12 protein-coding genes and 6 tRNA genes are annotated in these 15,412 nt (G+C 66.5%); 5 read left to right on the forward strand and 13 right to left on the reverse strand.

Annotated features, from left to right (window positions below):
* Positions 1–21 precede the first annotated feature (21 nt).
* Complete coding sequence (locus SZ55_RS00640) at positions 22–1,251, reverse strand: acyl-CoA dehydrogenase (protein WP_044399671.1); 1,230 nt, start codon at positions 1,249–1,251, stop codon at positions 22–24.
* Between the two features lie 160 nt (positions 1,252–1,411).
* Between SZ55_RS00640 and SZ55_RS00645 the strand changes: the two genes are divergently transcribed.
* Positions 1,412–2,332 carry a LysR family transcriptional regulator gene (locus SZ55_RS00645; protein ID WP_044399673.1) on the forward strand — a complete coding sequence of 307 codons (921 nt, stop codon included), beginning with the start codon at positions 1,412–1,414 and terminating at the stop codon, positions 2,330–2,332.
* Here SZ55_RS00645 and SZ55_RS00650 read toward each other — a convergent pair whose 3' ends face one another.
* From SZ55_RS00650 to SZ55_RS00675, 6 genes are all read right to left on the reverse strand, one after another.
* On the reverse strand, positions 2,333–5,413 hold the full coding sequence (locus tag SZ55_RS00650; RefSeq protein ID WP_044399676.1) for an efflux RND transporter permease subunit: 3,081 nt from the start codon (positions 5,411–5,413) through the stop codon (positions 2,333–2,335). It abuts the gene before it with no gap.
* Positions 5,410–6,429, reverse strand: coding sequence for an efflux RND transporter periplasmic adaptor subunit (locus tag SZ55_RS00655; RefSeq protein WP_044399679.1), 1,020 nt, complete (start codon positions 6,427–6,429; stop codon positions 5,410–5,412). The genes SZ55_RS00650 and SZ55_RS00655 overlap by 4 nt, the downstream gene beginning before the upstream one ends.
* Positions 6,430–6,723: 294 nt before the next feature.
* Positions 6,724–7,503 (reverse strand): ABC transporter permease, encoded by a 780-nt coding sequence (locus SZ55_RS00660; RefSeq protein WP_044399681.1) that lies wholly within the window; start codon positions 7,501–7,503, stop codon positions 6,724–6,726.
* On the reverse strand, positions 7,500–8,432 hold the full coding sequence (locus tag SZ55_RS00665) for an ABC transporter ATP-binding protein (protein ID WP_044399683.1): 933 nt from the start codon (positions 8,430–8,432) through the stop codon (positions 7,500–7,502). The genes SZ55_RS00660 and SZ55_RS00665 overlap by 4 nt, the downstream gene beginning before the upstream one ends.
* 89 nt (positions 8,433–8,521) lie before the next feature.
* Positions 8,522–9,142 (reverse strand): glutathione S-transferase family protein, encoded by a 621-nt coding sequence (locus tag SZ55_RS00670; protein WP_044399685.1) that lies wholly within the window; start codon positions 9,140–9,142, stop codon positions 8,522–8,524.
* Between the two features lie 110 nt (positions 9,143–9,252).
* Positions 9,253–9,933: a transglutaminase-like domain-containing protein gene (locus SZ55_RS00675; RefSeq protein WP_044399687.1), complete on the reverse strand. Its 681-nt coding sequence runs from the start codon at positions 9,931–9,933 to the stop codon at positions 9,253–9,255.
* 149 nt (positions 9,934–10,082) lie between these two features.
* Between SZ55_RS00675 and SZ55_RS00680 the strand changes: the two genes are divergently transcribed.
* Together SZ55_RS00680 and SZ55_RS00685 are read left to right on the forward strand one after the other, a co-directional pair.
* The gene (locus SZ55_RS00680; protein ID WP_044399690.1) at positions 10,083–12,530 is read left to right on the forward strand and encodes an acyl-CoA dehydrogenase; all 2,448 of its coding nucleotides are present in this window, start codon (positions 10,083–10,085) and stop codon (positions 12,528–12,530) included.
* Positions 12,531–12,605: 75 nt separating this feature from the next.
* Positions 12,606–13,016 (forward strand): PA2817 family protein, encoded by a 411-nt coding sequence (locus SZ55_RS00685; RefSeq protein ID WP_044399693.1) that lies wholly within the window; start codon positions 12,606–12,608, stop codon positions 13,014–13,016.
* A gap of 119 nt (positions 13,017–13,135) precedes the next feature.
* Here the strand turns inward: SZ55_RS00685 and SZ55_RS00690 are convergent.
* From SZ55_RS00690 to SZ55_RS00715, 6 genes are all read right to left on the reverse strand, one after another.
* Positions 13,136–13,211 (reverse strand) — tRNA-Gly (locus tag SZ55_RS00690).
* A 15-nt stretch (positions 13,212–13,226) separates the two neighbouring features.
* A tRNA-Glu gene (locus tag SZ55_RS00695) sits at positions 13,227–13,302 on the reverse strand.
* 31 nt (positions 13,303–13,333) lie between these two features.
* Positions 13,334–13,409: transfer RNA gene (locus tag SZ55_RS00700), tRNA-Gly, on the reverse strand.
* Positions 13,410–13,424: 15 nt separating this feature from the next.
* Positions 13,425–13,500, reverse strand: a tRNA-Glu gene (locus SZ55_RS00705).
* A gap of 34 nt (positions 13,501–13,534) precedes the next feature.
* Positions 13,535–13,610 (reverse strand) — tRNA-Gly (locus SZ55_RS00710).
* Between the two features lie 15 nt (positions 13,611–13,625).
* A tRNA-Glu gene (locus SZ55_RS00715) sits at positions 13,626–13,701 on the reverse strand.
* 235 nt (positions 13,702–13,936) lie between these two features.
* On the opposite strand from SZ55_RS00715, the gene SZ55_RS00720 reads away from it, so the two are divergent.
* Complete coding sequence (locus SZ55_RS00720) at positions 13,937–14,704, forward strand: hypothetical protein (RefSeq protein ID WP_044399696.1); 768 nt, start codon at positions 13,937–13,939, stop codon at positions 14,702–14,704.
* Between the two features lie 36 nt (positions 14,705–14,740).
* Positions 14,741–15,403 (forward strand): glutathione S-transferase family protein, encoded by a 663-nt coding sequence (locus tag SZ55_RS00725; protein ID WP_044399699.1) that lies wholly within the window; start codon positions 14,741–14,743, stop codon positions 15,401–15,403.
* The last annotated feature ends 9 nt before the right edge of the window (positions 15,404–15,412 follow it).

Here is a 15,412-nt window from a genome sequence, read left to right on the forward strand (position 1 = left end):
CTCGCTGTTGCTGCGTGGCGATCAGTGGCCGCTGCGCATCATCTCGCGCGGTACGTACTTGCCGATCTCGTACTTGCCGATGGCGGCACGGTGCACTTCGTCCGGGCCGTCGGCCAGGCGCAGGGTGCGCTGCATGGCGTACATGTAGGCCAGCGGGAAGTCGTTGGAGACGCCGGCGCCGCCGTGGATCTGGATGGCGCGGTCGATCACCCGCAGGGCGACGTTGGGCGCCACCACCTTGATCTGGGCGATCTCGCTCTTGGCCACCTTGTTGCCGGCGGTGTCCATCATGTAGGCCGCCTTCAGGGTCAGCAGGCGGGCCATGTCGATCTCCATCCGCGAGTCGGCGATCTTGTCGATGTTGCCACCCAGGCGGGCCAGGGGCTTGCCGAAGGCGGTGCGGCTGACGGCGCGCTTGCACATCAGCTCCAGGGCGCGTTCGGCCATGCCGATGGAGCGCATGCAGTGGTGGATGCGGCCTGGGCCGAGGCGACCCTGGGCGATCTCGAAGCCACGGCCCTCACCCAGCAGCACGTTCTCGTAGGGCACGCGGACGTTCTCGAACAGCACCTCGGCGTGGCCGTGGGGGGCGTCGTCATAGCCGAACACCGGCAGCGGGCGGAGGATCTTCACGCCGGGGGCATCGGTGGGCACGAGGATCATGGAGTGCTGCTGGTGGCGCGGCGCATCCGGGTTGCTCAGGCCCATGAAGATCATCACCTTGCAGCGCGGGTCGCAGGCGCCGGAGGTCCACCACTTGCGGCCGTTGATGACCCACTCGTCACCCTGGCGCTCGGCGCGGGCTTCCATGTTGGTGGCATCGGACGAGGCCACGCCCGGCTCGGTCATGGCGAAGGCGGAACGGATCTCGCCACGCAGCAGCGGCTCCAGCCACTGCTTCTTCTGCGCTTCGTTGCCATAGCGCACCAGCACTTCCATGTTGCCGGTGTCCGGCGCGGAGCAGTTGAACGGCTCCGGGCCCAGCAGCGAGCGGCCCATGATCTCGGCCAGGGGCGCGTATTCCATGTTGGTCAGGCCGGCACCGTATTCGGACTCGGGCAGGAACAGGTTCCACAGGCCTTCGGCCTTCGCCTTGGCCTTGAGCTCTTCCATGATCGCGGTGGGCTGCCAGCGGTCCCCTTCGGCGACCTGCTTCTCGAACACCGGCTCGGCGGGATAGACGTAGGTGTCCATGAACGCGGTGACGCGCTCACGCAGTTCCTGGACCTTGGGCGAATAGGCGAAATCCATGCGGCGTACCTTCTGAGGAGGGTGAGGAATGACCGGAAGGGTCTGGCAAGAATGCTAGAACAGGGATTAAGATTTACCCAGCCTATTATCGATATGCATGAACATTCATAAGCGATATGGTGCATCCCTCGACAAGAACAATCCAAGGAGCACGTGCGGCATGAACCTCAACAAGGTGGACCTGAATCTGTTCATCGTCTTCGACGCCATCTACACCGAGGCCAACCTGACCCGTGCCGGGCAGATCGTCGGCATCACCCAGCCTGCCGTGTCCAACGCCCTCGCCCGCCTGCGCGAGACCTTCAACGATCCGCTGTTCGTCCGCACCGCCCAGGGCATGGTGCCCACGCCGATGGCGCAGAACATCATCGGCCCGGTGCGCAACGCCCTGCAGCTGCTGCGGGTCTCGGTGCAGGAGAGCCGCACCTTCAACCCGCTGCAGGCCAACAAGACCTACCGCATCAGCATGACCGACCTCAGCGAGGCGGTGATCCTGCCGCTGCTGTTCCAGCGCCTGCGCCGCCTGGCGCCCCAGGTGCAGGTGGAAAGCTTCCTCGCCAAGCGCCGCGAGACCACCAAGGAGCTGGCCGCCGGGCGCCTGGACTTCGCCGTCGACGCGCCGCTGAACACCGACCCGCAGGTGCGCCACGTGAAGCTGATGGACGACCGCTACGTGTGCGCCATGCGCCGTGGCCACCCGCTGGCCAAGGAGCGCATCAGCCTGGACGAGTACCTCTCGCTGTCGCACATCCACATCTCCAGCCGCCGCAACGGCCTGGGCTACGTGGACCTGGCCCTGGGCAAGATGGGCATCCAGCGCAAGGTCGCGCTGCGCTCGCAGCACTACATGATGGCTTCCACCGTGCTGCAGAGCACCGACATGGCGATGACCGTGCCGGAGCGCTTCGCCCGCCGCCACGACCTGCACTTCGTCGACCTGCCGGTGAACGACGTGCCCGCCCTGGAGACCCACCTCTACTGGCACGAAAGCACCGACCAGGACCCGGCCAACCGCTGGATGCGCGAGCAGATCATCGAGATCTGCCAGCAGGTCACCCAGCAGGAGCGCGTGCGGGCCTGATCAGGCCCCCAGCGCCTCCCCCGCCTCCCGCTCCGCCAGCGGCCGGATCGGCCGCCACTGGCGCAGCTTGCGGTACAGCGTGGGCACCACGAACAGCGTGAAGAACGTGCCCACCAGCAGCCCCCCGACGATGACCATGCCGATCTGCCGGCGGCTCTCCGCCCCGGCGCCGGTGGCGATGGCCAGCGGCAGGGAGCCCAGCACCATGGCGCCGGTGGTCATCAGGATCGGCCGCAGCCGCTGCACGGCCGCCTCCATGACCGACTCATCCAAACCGCGACCCTCGCGCAGCTGCTGGTTGGCGAACTCGACGATGAGAATGCCGTGCTTGGTGATCAGCCCGATGAGGGTGACCATCCCCACCTGGGAATAGATGTTCAGGGTGCCGCCGAACAGCTCCAGCGCCAGCAGCGCGCCGGCCATGGAGAGCGGCACGCTGAAGAGGATCACCAGCGGATCGACGAAGCTCTCGAACTGCGCCGCCAGTACCAGGTAGATGAACACCAGCGCCAGCGCGAAGGTCAGCGCCACGCCCGCGCCGGAGGCCTTGAAGTCACGGGAGATGCCGGTGTAGTCGAACTGGGTCTCGGCGGGCATCACCTCGCGGGCCACCGTCTCCAGGTGGTCCAGCGCCTCGCCCAGGGTGTAGCCGGAGCCGACGTTGGCGCTGAGGGTCACCGCGCGCAGCTGGTTGAAGTGGTTCAGCTCCCGGGGGGCGACGGTTTCCTCCACCTCGATCAGGTTGGAGAGCTGCACCATGCTGCCGTCGCGCCCGCGCACGTAGACCCGGTTGAGGTCGTCCGGGTTGCTGCGGTCGACGTCCGCCAGTTGCACCAGCACGTCGTACTGCTCGCCGTTCTGCTTGAAGCGGGTCACCTGGCGGCTGCCGAACAGGCTTTCCAGGCTGCGGCCGATGGTGGCGACGTCGGTGCCCACGGCGGTGGCCTGCTCGCGGTTCACCGTGACCTTGAGCTGCGGGGTGTTGAGCTTGAGGTCGGTGTCGATGCTCTCCAGCCCCGGGTAGTCGCGCACCCGCTGCAGCAACTGGTCCACGTACTGCTGCAGCTCGGCGTACTCCAGGGACGAGCGGATGACGAAGTTCACCGGCTGGTTGCGCGCGCTCTGCCCCAGCGGCGGGCGGTTCACCGGGAAGGCCCGCACACCGGGGATGTCCTGCAGCTTGGGCAACAAGGCATCGCGAATCTCGAACTGGCTGCGGCTGCGCGCGCTCCAGTCCTCCAGCTTGAGGAAGGAAAGCCCCTGGGCCACGGTGGGGAAGCCCACCACCACCATGTAGCGGTTGGCCTCGGGGACGCTGCGGTAGGCCTCCTCCAGTTGCCGGGCATAGCGCGCGGTGTATTGCAGGGTGGCGCCATCCGGGCCGTTGAGGGTGCTGACGATGGTGCCGGTGTCTTCGGTGGGCGCCAGTTCGCTGCGCAGGCCGCTGAACATCCACAGGCACAGCAACAGCACGCCGACGAGAAACAGCGCGATCAGCCCCCAGGCGCGCAGCACCCGCTCCAGCAGGTGCCGGTAGCTGTAGGTCAGGCCGTTGAGGAAGCCTTCGATCAGGTTGTACAGGCGGCCATGACGCGGCTCCGCCCGGTGCGGCCTGAGCAGTTGGGCACACATCATCGGTGACAGCGTGAGGGCCACGAAGCCGGACACCAGCACCGCGCCAGCCAGGGTCCAGGAGAACTCGGTGAAGAGCTTGCCCGAGGTGCCCTGCATGAAGCCGATGGGCGCGTAGACCGCCGCCAGGGTGAGGGTCATGGCGATCACCGCGAAGGCGATCTCGCGGCTGCCCTTGAACGCCGCCTGCACCGGTGACAGGCCCGCCTCGATATGGCGGTGGATGTTCTCCAGCACCACGATGGCGTCGTCCACCACCAGCCCGATGGCCAGCACCATGGCCAACAGGGTCAGGGTGTTGATGGAGAAGCCCATCAGCGCCATCAGGGCGAAGGCGCCGATCAGCGACACCGGGATGGTCACCAGCGGGATCAGCGTCGCCCGCAGGGAGCGCAGGAACAGGAAGATGATCAGCACCACCAGCACCACTGCCTCCCAGATGGTGGTGTAGACGTTGGCGATGGATTCGCGGATGAACAGCGAGTTGTCGTTGGCGATGGCCATCTCCATGCCGTCCGGCAGCAGGCTGCGCACGTCGGGCAAGGCGGCGTTGAGGCCGTCGGAGATGTCCAGCGGATTGGCAGTGGCCTGCTTGACCAGCCCCAGTGAAACCGCCTGGCGCCCGTTGAAGCGCACCAGGGAGCGCTCGTCGGCCGCGCCGATCTCGGCATGGCCGACGTCGGACAGGCGCAGCAGGTAGCCGCGGCGGTCGTCGATGATCAGGTCGTTGAACTGCTCGGGGGTCTTCAGGTCGGTTTCCGCCAGCACGCTGAACTCGCGCTGCACCGACTCGATGCGCCCGGCGGGGATCTCCACGTTCTGCCGGCGCAGGGCGGCCTCCACGTCCTGCACGGTGAGGTCGTGGGCGGCGAGCTTCTCCGGGTCGAGCCAGATGCGCATGGCGTAGGTGCGCGCGCCGCGGATCTGCACCTCGGAGACGCCGGGGATGGTCTGCAGGCGGTCCTGCACCACCCGCTCCAGCACGTCGGTGATCGCCATGGCGCTGTGCTGGTCGCTGTAGAACGCCAGCCAGACCACCGGCTGGGCATCGGCCTCGACCTTCTGCACCACCGGCTCGTCGATCTCGTCCGGCAACAGGCCGCGCACCCGCCCGAGGCGGTCGCGCACGTCGTTGGCCGCCTCGTTGGCGTTGCTGCCGAGGCGGAACTGGGCGGTGATCTGGGTGTTTTCCGAGCGGCTGATGGAGGACACGAAGTCCAGCCCCTGGATGCCCGACAGCACATCCTCGATGGGCTGCGCCACCTGGGACTCCATGATTTCAGGGCTGGCGCCGGGGTAGATGACGTTGACCGTGACCACCGGCACGTCGATGTTCGGGTACTCGCGCACGGTCAGCCGCTGGTAGGCCATCAGCCCCAGCAGGACCACCACCAGGGACAGCACGGTGGCGAACACCGGCCGGCGGATGCACAGGTCGGAGAGGGTCATGACTCGCCCCGCGCGACGGTGCGGACCTCCTGCCCCGGCGCGGCCTTCTGCCAACCGGCGGTGATCACCTGCTCGTCACCGTCGAGGCCTTCCACCACCTCGGCCCGCCCGCGCTGGCGCTGGCCGATGCGCACCGGCAGGCGCGCCACCTTGCCGTCCACCACCACGGCGACATACAGCTGGCGCCCCACCGGGATCACCGCTTCCTCGGGAATCAGCAGCGCATCCGGGCGCTCGGCGAGGATCACCGAGACCTTCACGAACTGGCCCGGCTTGAGGCGCCGGTCGGCATTGGCGATCTCGGCCCGGATCGCCTGGCTGCGCCCCACCTCGTCCAGGCGCGGGTTGAGGGCGGCGATGCGCCCCTGGAAGCGCTCCCCCGGGTAGGCGTCCACGCTGATCTCCACGGTCTGCCCCAGTTGCACCTGGGCCACCGCCTTCTGCGGGATGCGGAAATCCACCTTGAGCGGGTCGAGCACTTCGAGGTTGACGATGTCCTGGCCGGCGCTGAGGTAGTCGCCGGGGCTGACCTGGCGCAGGCCGAGCACGCCATCGTAGGGCGCGCGGAGCTGGGTCTTATCGAGGCGGGCCTGGGCCAGCGCCAGGCTGGCGCGGGCGGCCTGCTGTTGCGACAGCGCCTCGTCCTGGGCCTGGGCGTTGCTGGCGCCGCGCTTGTAGAGCATCTGGGCGCGCTGGTAGCTCTTCTCCGCCAGGTCGAGGTTGGCCCGCGCCTGGTCCAGCTCGGCACGGGCGATGGCATCGTCCAGGCTGACCAGCAGGTCGCCGGCCTTGACCGCCTCCCCCTCGCGGAAATGCAGGCGGGCCAGGCGCCCGTCCACTTCGGGGCGCAGGGTCACCGATTCGTCGGAGCGCAGGGACCCGAAGGTCACCAGCTCGTCCCGGACCAGGGCACGCTGGGGCTCGGCCACTTCGACCAGTGGCGGGTTGGCAGCGAACGCTGGACAGGTGAGCAACCCCAACAGCAGCAGGGGCCAGGTGCGGCGACGAACAATCATCTACAGCCTCTTTTCGAGTCGTTTTTGTCGAAAATGAAAAAGTCTACCGGGAGTATCGGCGGAGTTTTGTCAGAGGCACGTAAAGATGCAGGCAGTCTGTGACGGTTTGTATCGGGAGGGATGCATTTCGGAGGCGGGCCAGACGGCGCGGGAGCGGTTCAACCGCGATACCCCGCAAGGGGCCTTTTTCGCGAATGAATTCGCTCCCACGACACAGGCGTCCAGCACCAGCCACCGTTCGCGAGCAGCGCTCGCGCCTAGGGCTGGAGCGCCCTCGCCTCTATCAGCAATGCCTTACTGGCGCATGCCGCGTCCGCTCACCAGCAGGCGCACGCAGACGATGTAGAGCACCAGGGTGGTCAGCAGCATCAGCGCGATGGCCACGCCGATGTTGATGTCGGAGACGCCGAGGATGCCGTAGCGGAAGGCGTTGACCATGTGCAGGATCGGGTTGATCAGCGAGACCTTCTGCCAGAACGCCGGCAGCAGGCTGATGGAGTAGAACACCCCGCCCAGGTAGGTCAGCGGCGTCAGCACGAAGGTCGGGACGATGGAGATGTCGTCGAAGTTGCGCGCGTACACCGCGTTGATGAAGCCGCCCAGGGAGAAGATGGTGGCCGTCAGCAGCACCACGATGACGGTGACGCCCAGGTGATGCACCTGCAGGTGGGTGAAGAACAGCGACAGCAGGGTGACGATCACCCCTACCGCCAGGCCGCGCAGCACGCCGCCGATGGTGTAGCCGAGGAGGATGGTGTGCGGCGACACCGGCGACACCAGCAACTCCTCGATGGAGCGCTGGAACTTGCTGCCGAAGAAGCTGGACACCACGTTGCTGTAGGAGTTGGTGATCACCGACATCATGATCAGCCCCGGGACGATGTACTCCATGTAGGTGAAGCCGCCCATGTCGCCGATCTGCCGGCCGATCAGGTTGCCGAAGATGATGAAGTACAGCGCCATGGTGATGCCCGGGGGCAGCAGAGTCTGCGGCCAGATACGGGTGAAGCGGCGGACTTCGCGGTAGACGATGGTGTTGAGAGCGACCAGGTTGGCGCGCAGTTCCGAACTCATATGGCCACCTTCGACAGGTTCTTCTCGACCAGGGACACGAACAGCTCCTCCAGGCGGTTGGTCTTGTTGCGCAGGCTCAGCACCTCGATGCCGACGGCGGAGAGCTGGCGGAACAGCTCGGTGATGCCCTGGCTCTTCTCCACCTGCACTTCCAGGGTGTGGTCATCCACCAGGCGCACCGGGTAGCCGACCAGGGCCGGCGCCGTGGCGAGGGTGTCCTTGAGGTCGAGCAGGAAGGTCTCGACGTGCAGCGTCTTCAGCAGCGCCTTCATGCTGGTGTTTTCGACGATGGTGCCGTGGTCGATGATGCCGATGTGGCGGCAGAGCTGCTCCGCCTCCTCCAGGTAGTGGGTGGTGAGGATGATGGTGATGCCCTGGGCGTTGAGGTCGGTGAGGAAGCTCCACATGGACCGGCGCAGCTCGATGTCGACGCCGGCGGTGGGCTCGTCGAGGATCAGCAGGCGCGGCTGGTGCACCAGGGCGCGGGCGATCATCAGCCGGCGCTTCATGCCGCCGGACAGTTCGCGGGAGGCGGCGTTGCGCTTCTCCCACAGGCCCAGCTGGGTCAGGTACTGCTCGGCGCGCTCCTTGGCGATCTTCGCCGGAATGCCGTAGTAGCCGGCCTGGGTCACGACGATGTCGAAGACCTTCTCGAACTGGTTGAAGTTGAACTCCTGGGGCACCACGCCCAGGCAGCGCTTGAGGGCGTAGGGGTTCTTGTCCAGGTCGTTGCCGAACACGCTCACCGTGCCGCTGGTCTTGTTCACCAGGGTGGAGAGGATGCCGATGGTGGTGGATTTGCCGGCCCCGTTGGGGCCCAGCAGGGCGAAGAAATCGCCTTCGGCCACTTCCAGGTCGATGCCCTTGAGGGCCTGGAAGCCGTTGCCATAGGTCTTGGTCAGCTGCCGGATGGACAGTGCGGAAGTCATGGAGGGAACGTGCCTTCAGTCAGGAATGTGCAAAGACGCTGCGCCAAGCGGCAAGGCCCGGCGCAGCGCTCGGTGGGGTGAGCCTAGCATCAGGTCAGTGGGGTCATCACCGCACGGCGGTAGGCCGGACGCGCCTTGAGCCGCTCGTACCAGGCCGCCAGCGCAGGCTGCGGCGGCCGCTCGATGGGCATCTCGAACCAGGCGTAGATGAAGCAGCCCAGGGGGATGTCGCCCATCGCCAGGGTGTCGCCGGAGAGGTAGGGCTGTTTCGCCAGGGCCTGCTCCGGCAGGGCCAGCAGCTCGCTGCAACGCGCCAGGGCGGCTGCGATGCGCACGGGGTCGCGCTCGGCCGGCGGAATACGCAGCGTGCCCCAGAACAGGTCGCGGAATACCGGCGCCAGGGCGGTGCTGGTCCAGTCCATCCACTTGTCCCCCACGGCACGCACGGCCGGGTCTTCGGGGTAGAGGGTGCCGCCTGCGTAGCGCGCGGCCAGGTAGCGGACGACGGCGTTGGACTCCCAGAGCACCAGGTCGCCGTCTTCGATCACCGGGACCAGGCCGTTGGGGTTCATCGCCCGGTAGGCCGGCTCGTTGACCAGGCCGAACGCGCCCCCGGCGTCGATGGACTCGTAGGCCACACCGACCTCTTCGGCGGCCCAGAGGGCTTTTCTCACGTTGGAGGAGTTCTTCCGGCCCCAGATCTTCAACATGTCGCGGCTCCAGCTGTTTGGCAGGCCGACATTCTAGAGGCATTGCCCGGGCAGGTGACCAGGCATTTGCATTGATAACGTTTATCGACCTGAGCGAGGTGGCGTGGCCTTCAGGGCTCGGCATCCAGCACGCCGGGTGTCGCGGCCTCGGCCTGGAGATCGCCGCTCATGAAGGCGGCGCCCGGCTCGAACAGGTGCGGATAGACCTGCTGCAGATGGCCGAAGAACAGCGCCTCCGGCAGGTCGTCGAACTGGCCGTGGTCGGCGAGGTACTCCATGTAGCGCTCGCCCTGGCGGTTGAACGGGTGGAAGACGCTGTCGTGCACCCCATCGAACGCCAGTGGCTCCACGCCGAAGACCCGGCACAGCGCCAGGTTGAACGCCGGCGTCGCCTTCACCCAGCGGCCGTCCAGATGCAGTTCGGTGTAGCCGTGCATGGCGAACACCTCGCTTCGCAGCAGTTGCAGCAGGCGCGGCGTGGCCAGGTGGTTGCGCACGTCCGCCAGGCCGATGCGGGCCGGGATGCCGCAGACCCGCGCACACGCAGCCAGGAGGATGGCCTTGGGCACGCAGTAGGACGCCCCCGCCATCAAGGCATGGCTGGCCTTGAGCGTCTCCGGGTCACGGCTGAAGGTGTAGGGGTTGTAGCGGATGCCGTCGCGCACGGCGCGGTACAGGCTGACCGCCTGGTCACGCGGGTGCGGGCTTTCGCCGCGATTGCGCAAGGCGAACTCAACCACCAGGGGGTGGTCACTATCAACGAAGCGACCGGATCGTAGGCTGGACTGCATGGCGTTGCTCCCGTGGGGACAGGCCCCAGTCTAGAAGCAGGCGACACCCTGCCGGCACGACGATCCGGCCAAGCTGAACGCCCCTGTCGCCGTCCTGGCGACACCCTGACCCGTGACGGCGGCCGCGTCGTCCTCAAGGAGGATCAAGCATGGTGTTTCTCTGGTTGCTCGTTCTGGTACTGGGGGTCGCCTGGCTGGCGCACCGCCGTACTGCTCCCCTGCCCGCCCTTGGAGCGGTCGCCCTGTACCTGCTGGCCATGGGGGTGTTCAGCCACTCGCCCGGCTGGCTGCTGGCGATCCTCTGGATTCTCTGGCTCGCGGTGGCCCTGCCCCTGGCCCTGCCGGACATGCGCCGCAAGCTGATCACCGCCCCGCTGTTCGCGTGGTTCCAGCGCGTGCTGCCGCCCATGTCGGAGACCGAGCGTGACGCCATCGAGGCCGGCACCGTGTGGTGGGACGGCGAGCTGTTCAGCGGTCGCCCGAACTGGAACACGCTGCTCGACTACCCGCGCCCGACGCTCACCGCCGAGGAGCAGGCCTTCATCGACGGCCCCACTGAAGAGCTGTGCGCCATGGTCAGTGACTGGGACATCGGCCAGCGCATGGACCTGCCCCCGGAAGCCTGGGCGCACATCAAGGCCCACGGCTTCTTCGGCCTGATCATTCCCAAGGAATACGGCGGCAAGGGCTTCTCCGCCTATGCCCACTCCCAGGTCGCCATGAAGCTGGCCACCCGCAGCGGCGACCTCGCCTCCACGGTGATGGTGCCCAACTCCCTCGGCCCCGCCGAACTGCTGCTGCACTACGGCACCGACGAACAGCGCCAGCACTATCTGCCGCGCCTGGCCACCGGCGAGGAAATCCCCTGCTTCGCCCTCACCGGCCCGCTGGCCGGCTCCGATGCCGGGGCAATGCCCGACACCGGCATCATCTGCAAGGGCCAGTGGAACGGCGAGGAAGTGATCGGTCTGCGCCTGACCTGGGAGAAGCGCTACATCACCCTCGGCCCGGTAGCCACCCTGCTCGGCCTGGCCTTCAAGGCCTACGACCCGGACCACCTGCTGGGCGACGAGGAAGACCTGGGCATCAGCCTGGCCCTGATCCCCACCGACACCCCCGGGGTGAACATCGGCCGCCGCCACCTGCCCCTGGGCGCTGCCTTCATGAACGGCCCCAACTCCGGCAAGGACGTGTTCGTCCCGCTGGACTACCTGATCGGCGGCCAGGCCATGCTCGGCAAGGGCTGGATGATGCTGATGAACTGCCTCTCCGTCGGCCGCTCCATCTCGCTGCCGGCGGTGGGCACCGGCGCCGCCAAGTACACCAGCCTGGTGACCGGCCAGTACACCCGTGTGCGCGAGCAGTTCAACGTGCCGCTGTCGGCCTTCGAAGGCATCCAGGAAGCCATGGCGCGCATCGGCGGCAATGCCTGGCTGATGGACGCCGCGCGCATGCTCACCGCCAACGCGGTGGACCTGGGCGAGAAGCCCTCGGTGCTCTCGGCCATCCTCAAGTACCACCTGACCGAACGGGGCCGCGAGTGCATCGGCCACGCCATGGACGTGCACGGCGGCAAGGGCATCATCATGGGCCCGAACAACTACCTGGGCCGTTCCTGGCAGGGCGCGCCGATCTTCATCACCGTGGAAGGCGCCAACATCCTCTCGCGCAACCTGATGATCTTTGGCCAGGGCGCCATCCGCTGCCATCCGTTCGTGCTCAAGGAGATGGCCCTGGCCGCCCGCGAGGACCGCGAGCGTGCGCTGGAGGAGTTCGACGATCTGCTGCTGCGCCATGTCGGCTTCGCCGTGAGCAACGCCGCCAGCACCCTGCTGCTGGGCCTGGGCGCAGGGCGTCTCAGCCCCGCACCGGGGGATGCCCTGGCCCAGGGCTATTTCCGCAGCCTCGACCGGCTCGCCGCTGCCTTCGCCGTGCTGGCGGACCTGAGCATGATGCTGCTGGGGGGCGAGCTGAAACGCCGCGAGCGCCTGTCCGCCCGCCTGGGTGATGTGCTCAGCCACCTCTACCTGGCCTCCGCCGCGCTCAAGCGCTACCACGACCTGGACCACCCGGAGCACCTGCGACCGCTGGTGCGCTGGTCCCTGGAGGAATCCCTGGGCAAGGCCGAGGACGCCCTGGCGGGCCTGCTCGCCAACTTCCCCAGCCGCATCCTCGGCTGCCTGTTGCAGGTGCTGGTGTTCCCGCTCGGTCGTCGCCACAAGGGTCCGTCGGATGCGCTGGATGCCGAAGTGGCCGAAATCCTCGGTCGCGACCGGGGCGACCCGGCGCTGGAAAGCGTGCTGGTCGGCTGCTTCCGGCCTTCCGCCGAGGGCGATCCAGTAGCGGCCCTGCAGCGCGCCGTGGACGCGCTCGCCGACGTCCAGCCGCTGCAGCGGGAGCTGCACAAGGCGTTGAAGGATGGACGCGTCAAGCCGACGGCCGGCGAACACCCGGTGGACGCCGCCCTGGCTGCCGGCGTGCTGGACGCCGAGGCGGCCCAGCGCCTGCGCGCCGCCGAGGCCGCGCGGCGTGTGGTGATCGACGTGGATGACTTCGACAAGGAGGAGCTGCTGCCAACGGCAGGCAAGGTGCGCTGAGCCCCGGCGGGACAGCGGGCGCGGAGGGCCTTATACTCCGCGCCCGTTCATTGATTCGTTCCAGGATGTACCGCCATGTCCAACCCCTACCTCGACCATCACCTCGCCCTGCTCCACCACCTGCGCGGCATCCTGGTCGCCCTGGGCGAGGCCGAGCAGGTTCCCGAAGAGAACCATGCCCTGTTCGTCGAGCGCTTCGACGAGCTGATCACCGAACTGCCCCGCGACCCGGAAGGCAGCCAGTACCTGGGTCAGGATCTGATCAGCCAGGTCTTCCACCGCTACCCGCAGATCGCCCACCTGGTGCCGCGCGACCTGCTGTGGTTCTTCGGCGGCGACTGCCTGCATTTCATGCCGGATGAGGAGATCGCCCTGTTCCAGCGCCTCGACGAGCGCCGCTTCGAGGCGGAAGAGAACGACGAACCGTTCGACTGGAACCAGGAAAAACAGCTGCTCGCCCTGGGCGACGATGCCAGCAAGCACTGAGCGATGACCACTGGCCGCTCTTCGGGGCGGTCGGTGGAATCAGCAAGGCAGGTGAAGAGGCAGGCACTTTTCACGGCACGAACAAAAACGCCGCTCGATGAGCGGCGTTCTTGTTTATCTGGAGCGGGAAACGAGACTCGAACTCGCGACCCCGACCTTGGCAAGGTCGTGCTCTACCAACTGAGCTATTCCCGCATGCAACTGTAAAACTGGCGTCCCCTAGGGGACTCGAACCCCTGTTACCGCCGTGAAAGGGCGGTGTCCTAGGCCACTAGACGAAGGGGACAAACAACGCTTTTCAAGCACTGCTTGAACACTGGAGCGGGAAACGAGACTCGAACTCGCGACCCCGACCTTGGCAAGGTCGTGCTCTACCAACTGAGCTATTCCCGCATGCAACCGTAAAACTGGCGTCCCCTAGGGGACTCGAACCCCTGTTACCGCCGTGAAAGGGCGGTGTCCTAGGCCACTAGACGAAGGGGACAAACAACGCTTTATCAAGCACTGCCTGAAAAAACTGGAGCGGGAAACGAGACTCGAACTCGCGACCCCGACCTTGGCAAGGTCGTGCTCTACCAACTGAGCTATTCCCGCAATACAACCGAAAATTGGCGTCCCCTAGGGGACTCGAACCCCTGTTACCGCCGTGAAAGGGCGGTGTCCTAGGCCACTAGACGAAGGGGACGCGGCCCGGAACTTACAACAGCTTTGACGCTTTCTTCCGGCTTCTTTCGCTTTGCCTTTCGGGCATCGCGTCGAAGTGGCGCGCATTCTAGGGAGCCATTCGACAGCCGTCAACCCTCTATCAAAAACTTTTCAAAATCAAAGACTTCAGGCCAAAACATGACGCAGAGCTATGAGGGGACAAGCCAAGCCACTACACTCCGGCGAAACGCTCAATCCACGGGAGCTGTAAGAAGATGTCCCCACTCCTGATCACCCTGGTGGTAATAGCCGGCATCGTTCTGCTGCTGGTCATCGGCTATGCCAACCATGTGGTGGAAAACAGCAAGCTGGAGAAGGCCCGCCAGCGCGCCGACCTCCAGGACCGCTTGCGCCGCTGCGCCGACCTGTCCGAATCCCTGCCCGGCCAGTTCATGACGCCCGAGCTGAAGCTCACCCTCACCCGCCTGCAATTGCTGTTCTGCGAACGCCTCCTGCCCCTGGATAAAGGCAATGCACAACTGAAGGTGCAGATAGAAGAGCTGCGCGGCCTGGTGAACCTGGGCGAAGGCATGCCGATCCGCAATGCGCCGATCAAGGTGCTCAACGAGGCCCAGGCCAAGGAAGTGCGCTTCCAGCTGGAGTCCCTGCACGGCCAGCTCACCCGCTCGGCGAAGGACGGCTACCTGCCGGTGGCCGATGCCAAGCGCTGGGTCAACGACATCCGCGGCATGCTGGTTCAGCTGCACATCGAGTTCTTCACCAATATCGGCGCCCAGGCCCTGCATGACGGCCAGCCGCGCCAGGCCCGCCTGGCCTTCGAGCGCGGCGTGCAGTACCTGCAGAAGCAGCCCGATCCGGCCCGCTACAAGACCCAGCTGCAGGCCCTGCAAGCGCAGCTGGCCCGTGCCGATGCCCTCTCCCTCGACAAGAAGCCTGCCCCCGAAGAGCCGAGCGAACTCACCGCCGGCCTCGATCAGCTGGACGACGAGGACATGTGGAAGAAGAAGAACATCTACGACTGATCCGCACCCCGCCCTGCTCAGACGAGGACAACAACGATGAGCATCACCCTGTACGGCGCGCCCCTGTCCCCTTTCGTGCGCAAGGTTCGCCTGTGCCTGCTGGAAAAGGCGCTGGACTACCAGCTGGAGATCATCACCCCGTTCGGCCAACCGGCCTGGTACCGGGAACTGAACCCGCTGGGCCGCATTCCCGCGCTGCGTGATGGCGACTTCACCCTCGCCGACTCCAGCGTGATCGGCCAGTACCTGGAAGAGAAACATCCGGAGCGGATGCCGCTGTACGGCACCGACGCGCAGCAGAGCGCGCGCATCCGCTGGCTGGAGAAGTACGCCGACTACGAGCTCGCCCCGCTCACCACCTTCACGGTGTTCCGCAACCGGGTGCTCAAGCCCACCATGGGCAAACCGTCGGACGAGGAAGCGATAAAGGCAGCGCTCCTGGACAAGCTGCCGCCGCACTTCGACTACCTGGAAAAGACCCTGGGCAATGCGGACTACTTCGTAGGCGAAGGCCCGACCATGGCCGACCTGGCCCTGTGCTGCCAATTGATCAACATGGAACACGGCGGCGAAACCATCGACGCCAGCCGCTGGCCGGCGCTGGCCGCCCACTACCAGCGCGTCCGTGCCCGGGAGTCGGTCCAGGCCGTGCTGCCGGGAGAGCAACGCATGATCGACAAGCTCTCCGGCAAGGCCTGATCCCAGCCC

It is taken from the genome of Pseudomonas sp. FeS53a, assembly GCF_000931385.1.
Taxonomy (GTDB): domain Bacteria; phylum Pseudomonadota; class Gammaproteobacteria; order Pseudomonadales; family Pseudomonadaceae; genus Metapseudomonas; species Metapseudomonas otitidis.

Coding starts and splice junctions, on each gene's coding strand:
- SZ55_RS00665 (WP_044399683.1), bottom strand. CDS start 8,432: ATGACTTCCGCACTGTCCATCCGGCAGCTGACCAAGACCTATGGCAAC.
- SZ55_RS00720 (WP_044399696.1), top strand. CDS start 13,937: ATGTCCCCACTCCTGATCACCCTGGTGGTAATAGCCGGCATCGTTCTG.
- SZ55_RS00645 (WP_044399673.1), top strand. CDS start 1,412: ATGAACCTCAACAAGGTGGACCTGAATCTGTTCATCGTCTTCGACGCC.
- SZ55_RS00640 (WP_044399671.1), bottom strand. CDS start 1,251: ATGGATTTCGCCTATTCGCCCAAGGTCCAGGAACTGCGTGAGCGCGTC.
- SZ55_RS00725 (WP_044399699.1), top strand. CDS start 14,741: ATGAGCATCACCCTGTACGGCGCGCCCCTGTCCCCTTTCGTGCGCAAG.
- SZ55_RS00670 (WP_044399685.1), bottom strand. CDS start 9,142: ATGTTGAAGATCTGGGGCCGGAAGAACTCCTCCAACGTGAGAAAAGCC.
- SZ55_RS00680 (WP_044399690.1), top strand. CDS start 10,083: ATGGTGTTTCTCTGGTTGCTCGTTCTGGTACTGGGGGTCGCCTGGCTG.
- SZ55_RS00655 (WP_044399679.1), bottom strand. CDS start 6,429: ATGATTGTTCGTCGCCGCACCTGGCCCCTGCTGCTGTTGGGGTTGCTC.
- SZ55_RS00660 (WP_044399681.1), bottom strand. CDS start 7,503: ATGAGTTCGGAACTGCGCGCCAACCTGGTCGCTCTCAACACCATCGTC.
- SZ55_RS00650 (WP_044399676.1), bottom strand. CDS start 5,413: ATGACCCTCTCCGACCTGTGCATCCGCCGGCCGGTGTTCGCCACCGTG.
- SZ55_RS00675 (WP_044399687.1), bottom strand. CDS start 9,933: ATGCAGTCCAGCCTACGATCCGGTCGCTTCGTTGATAGTGACCACCCC.
- SZ55_RS00685 (WP_044399693.1), top strand. CDS start 12,606: ATGTCCAACCCCTACCTCGACCATCACCTCGCCCTGCTCCACCACCTG.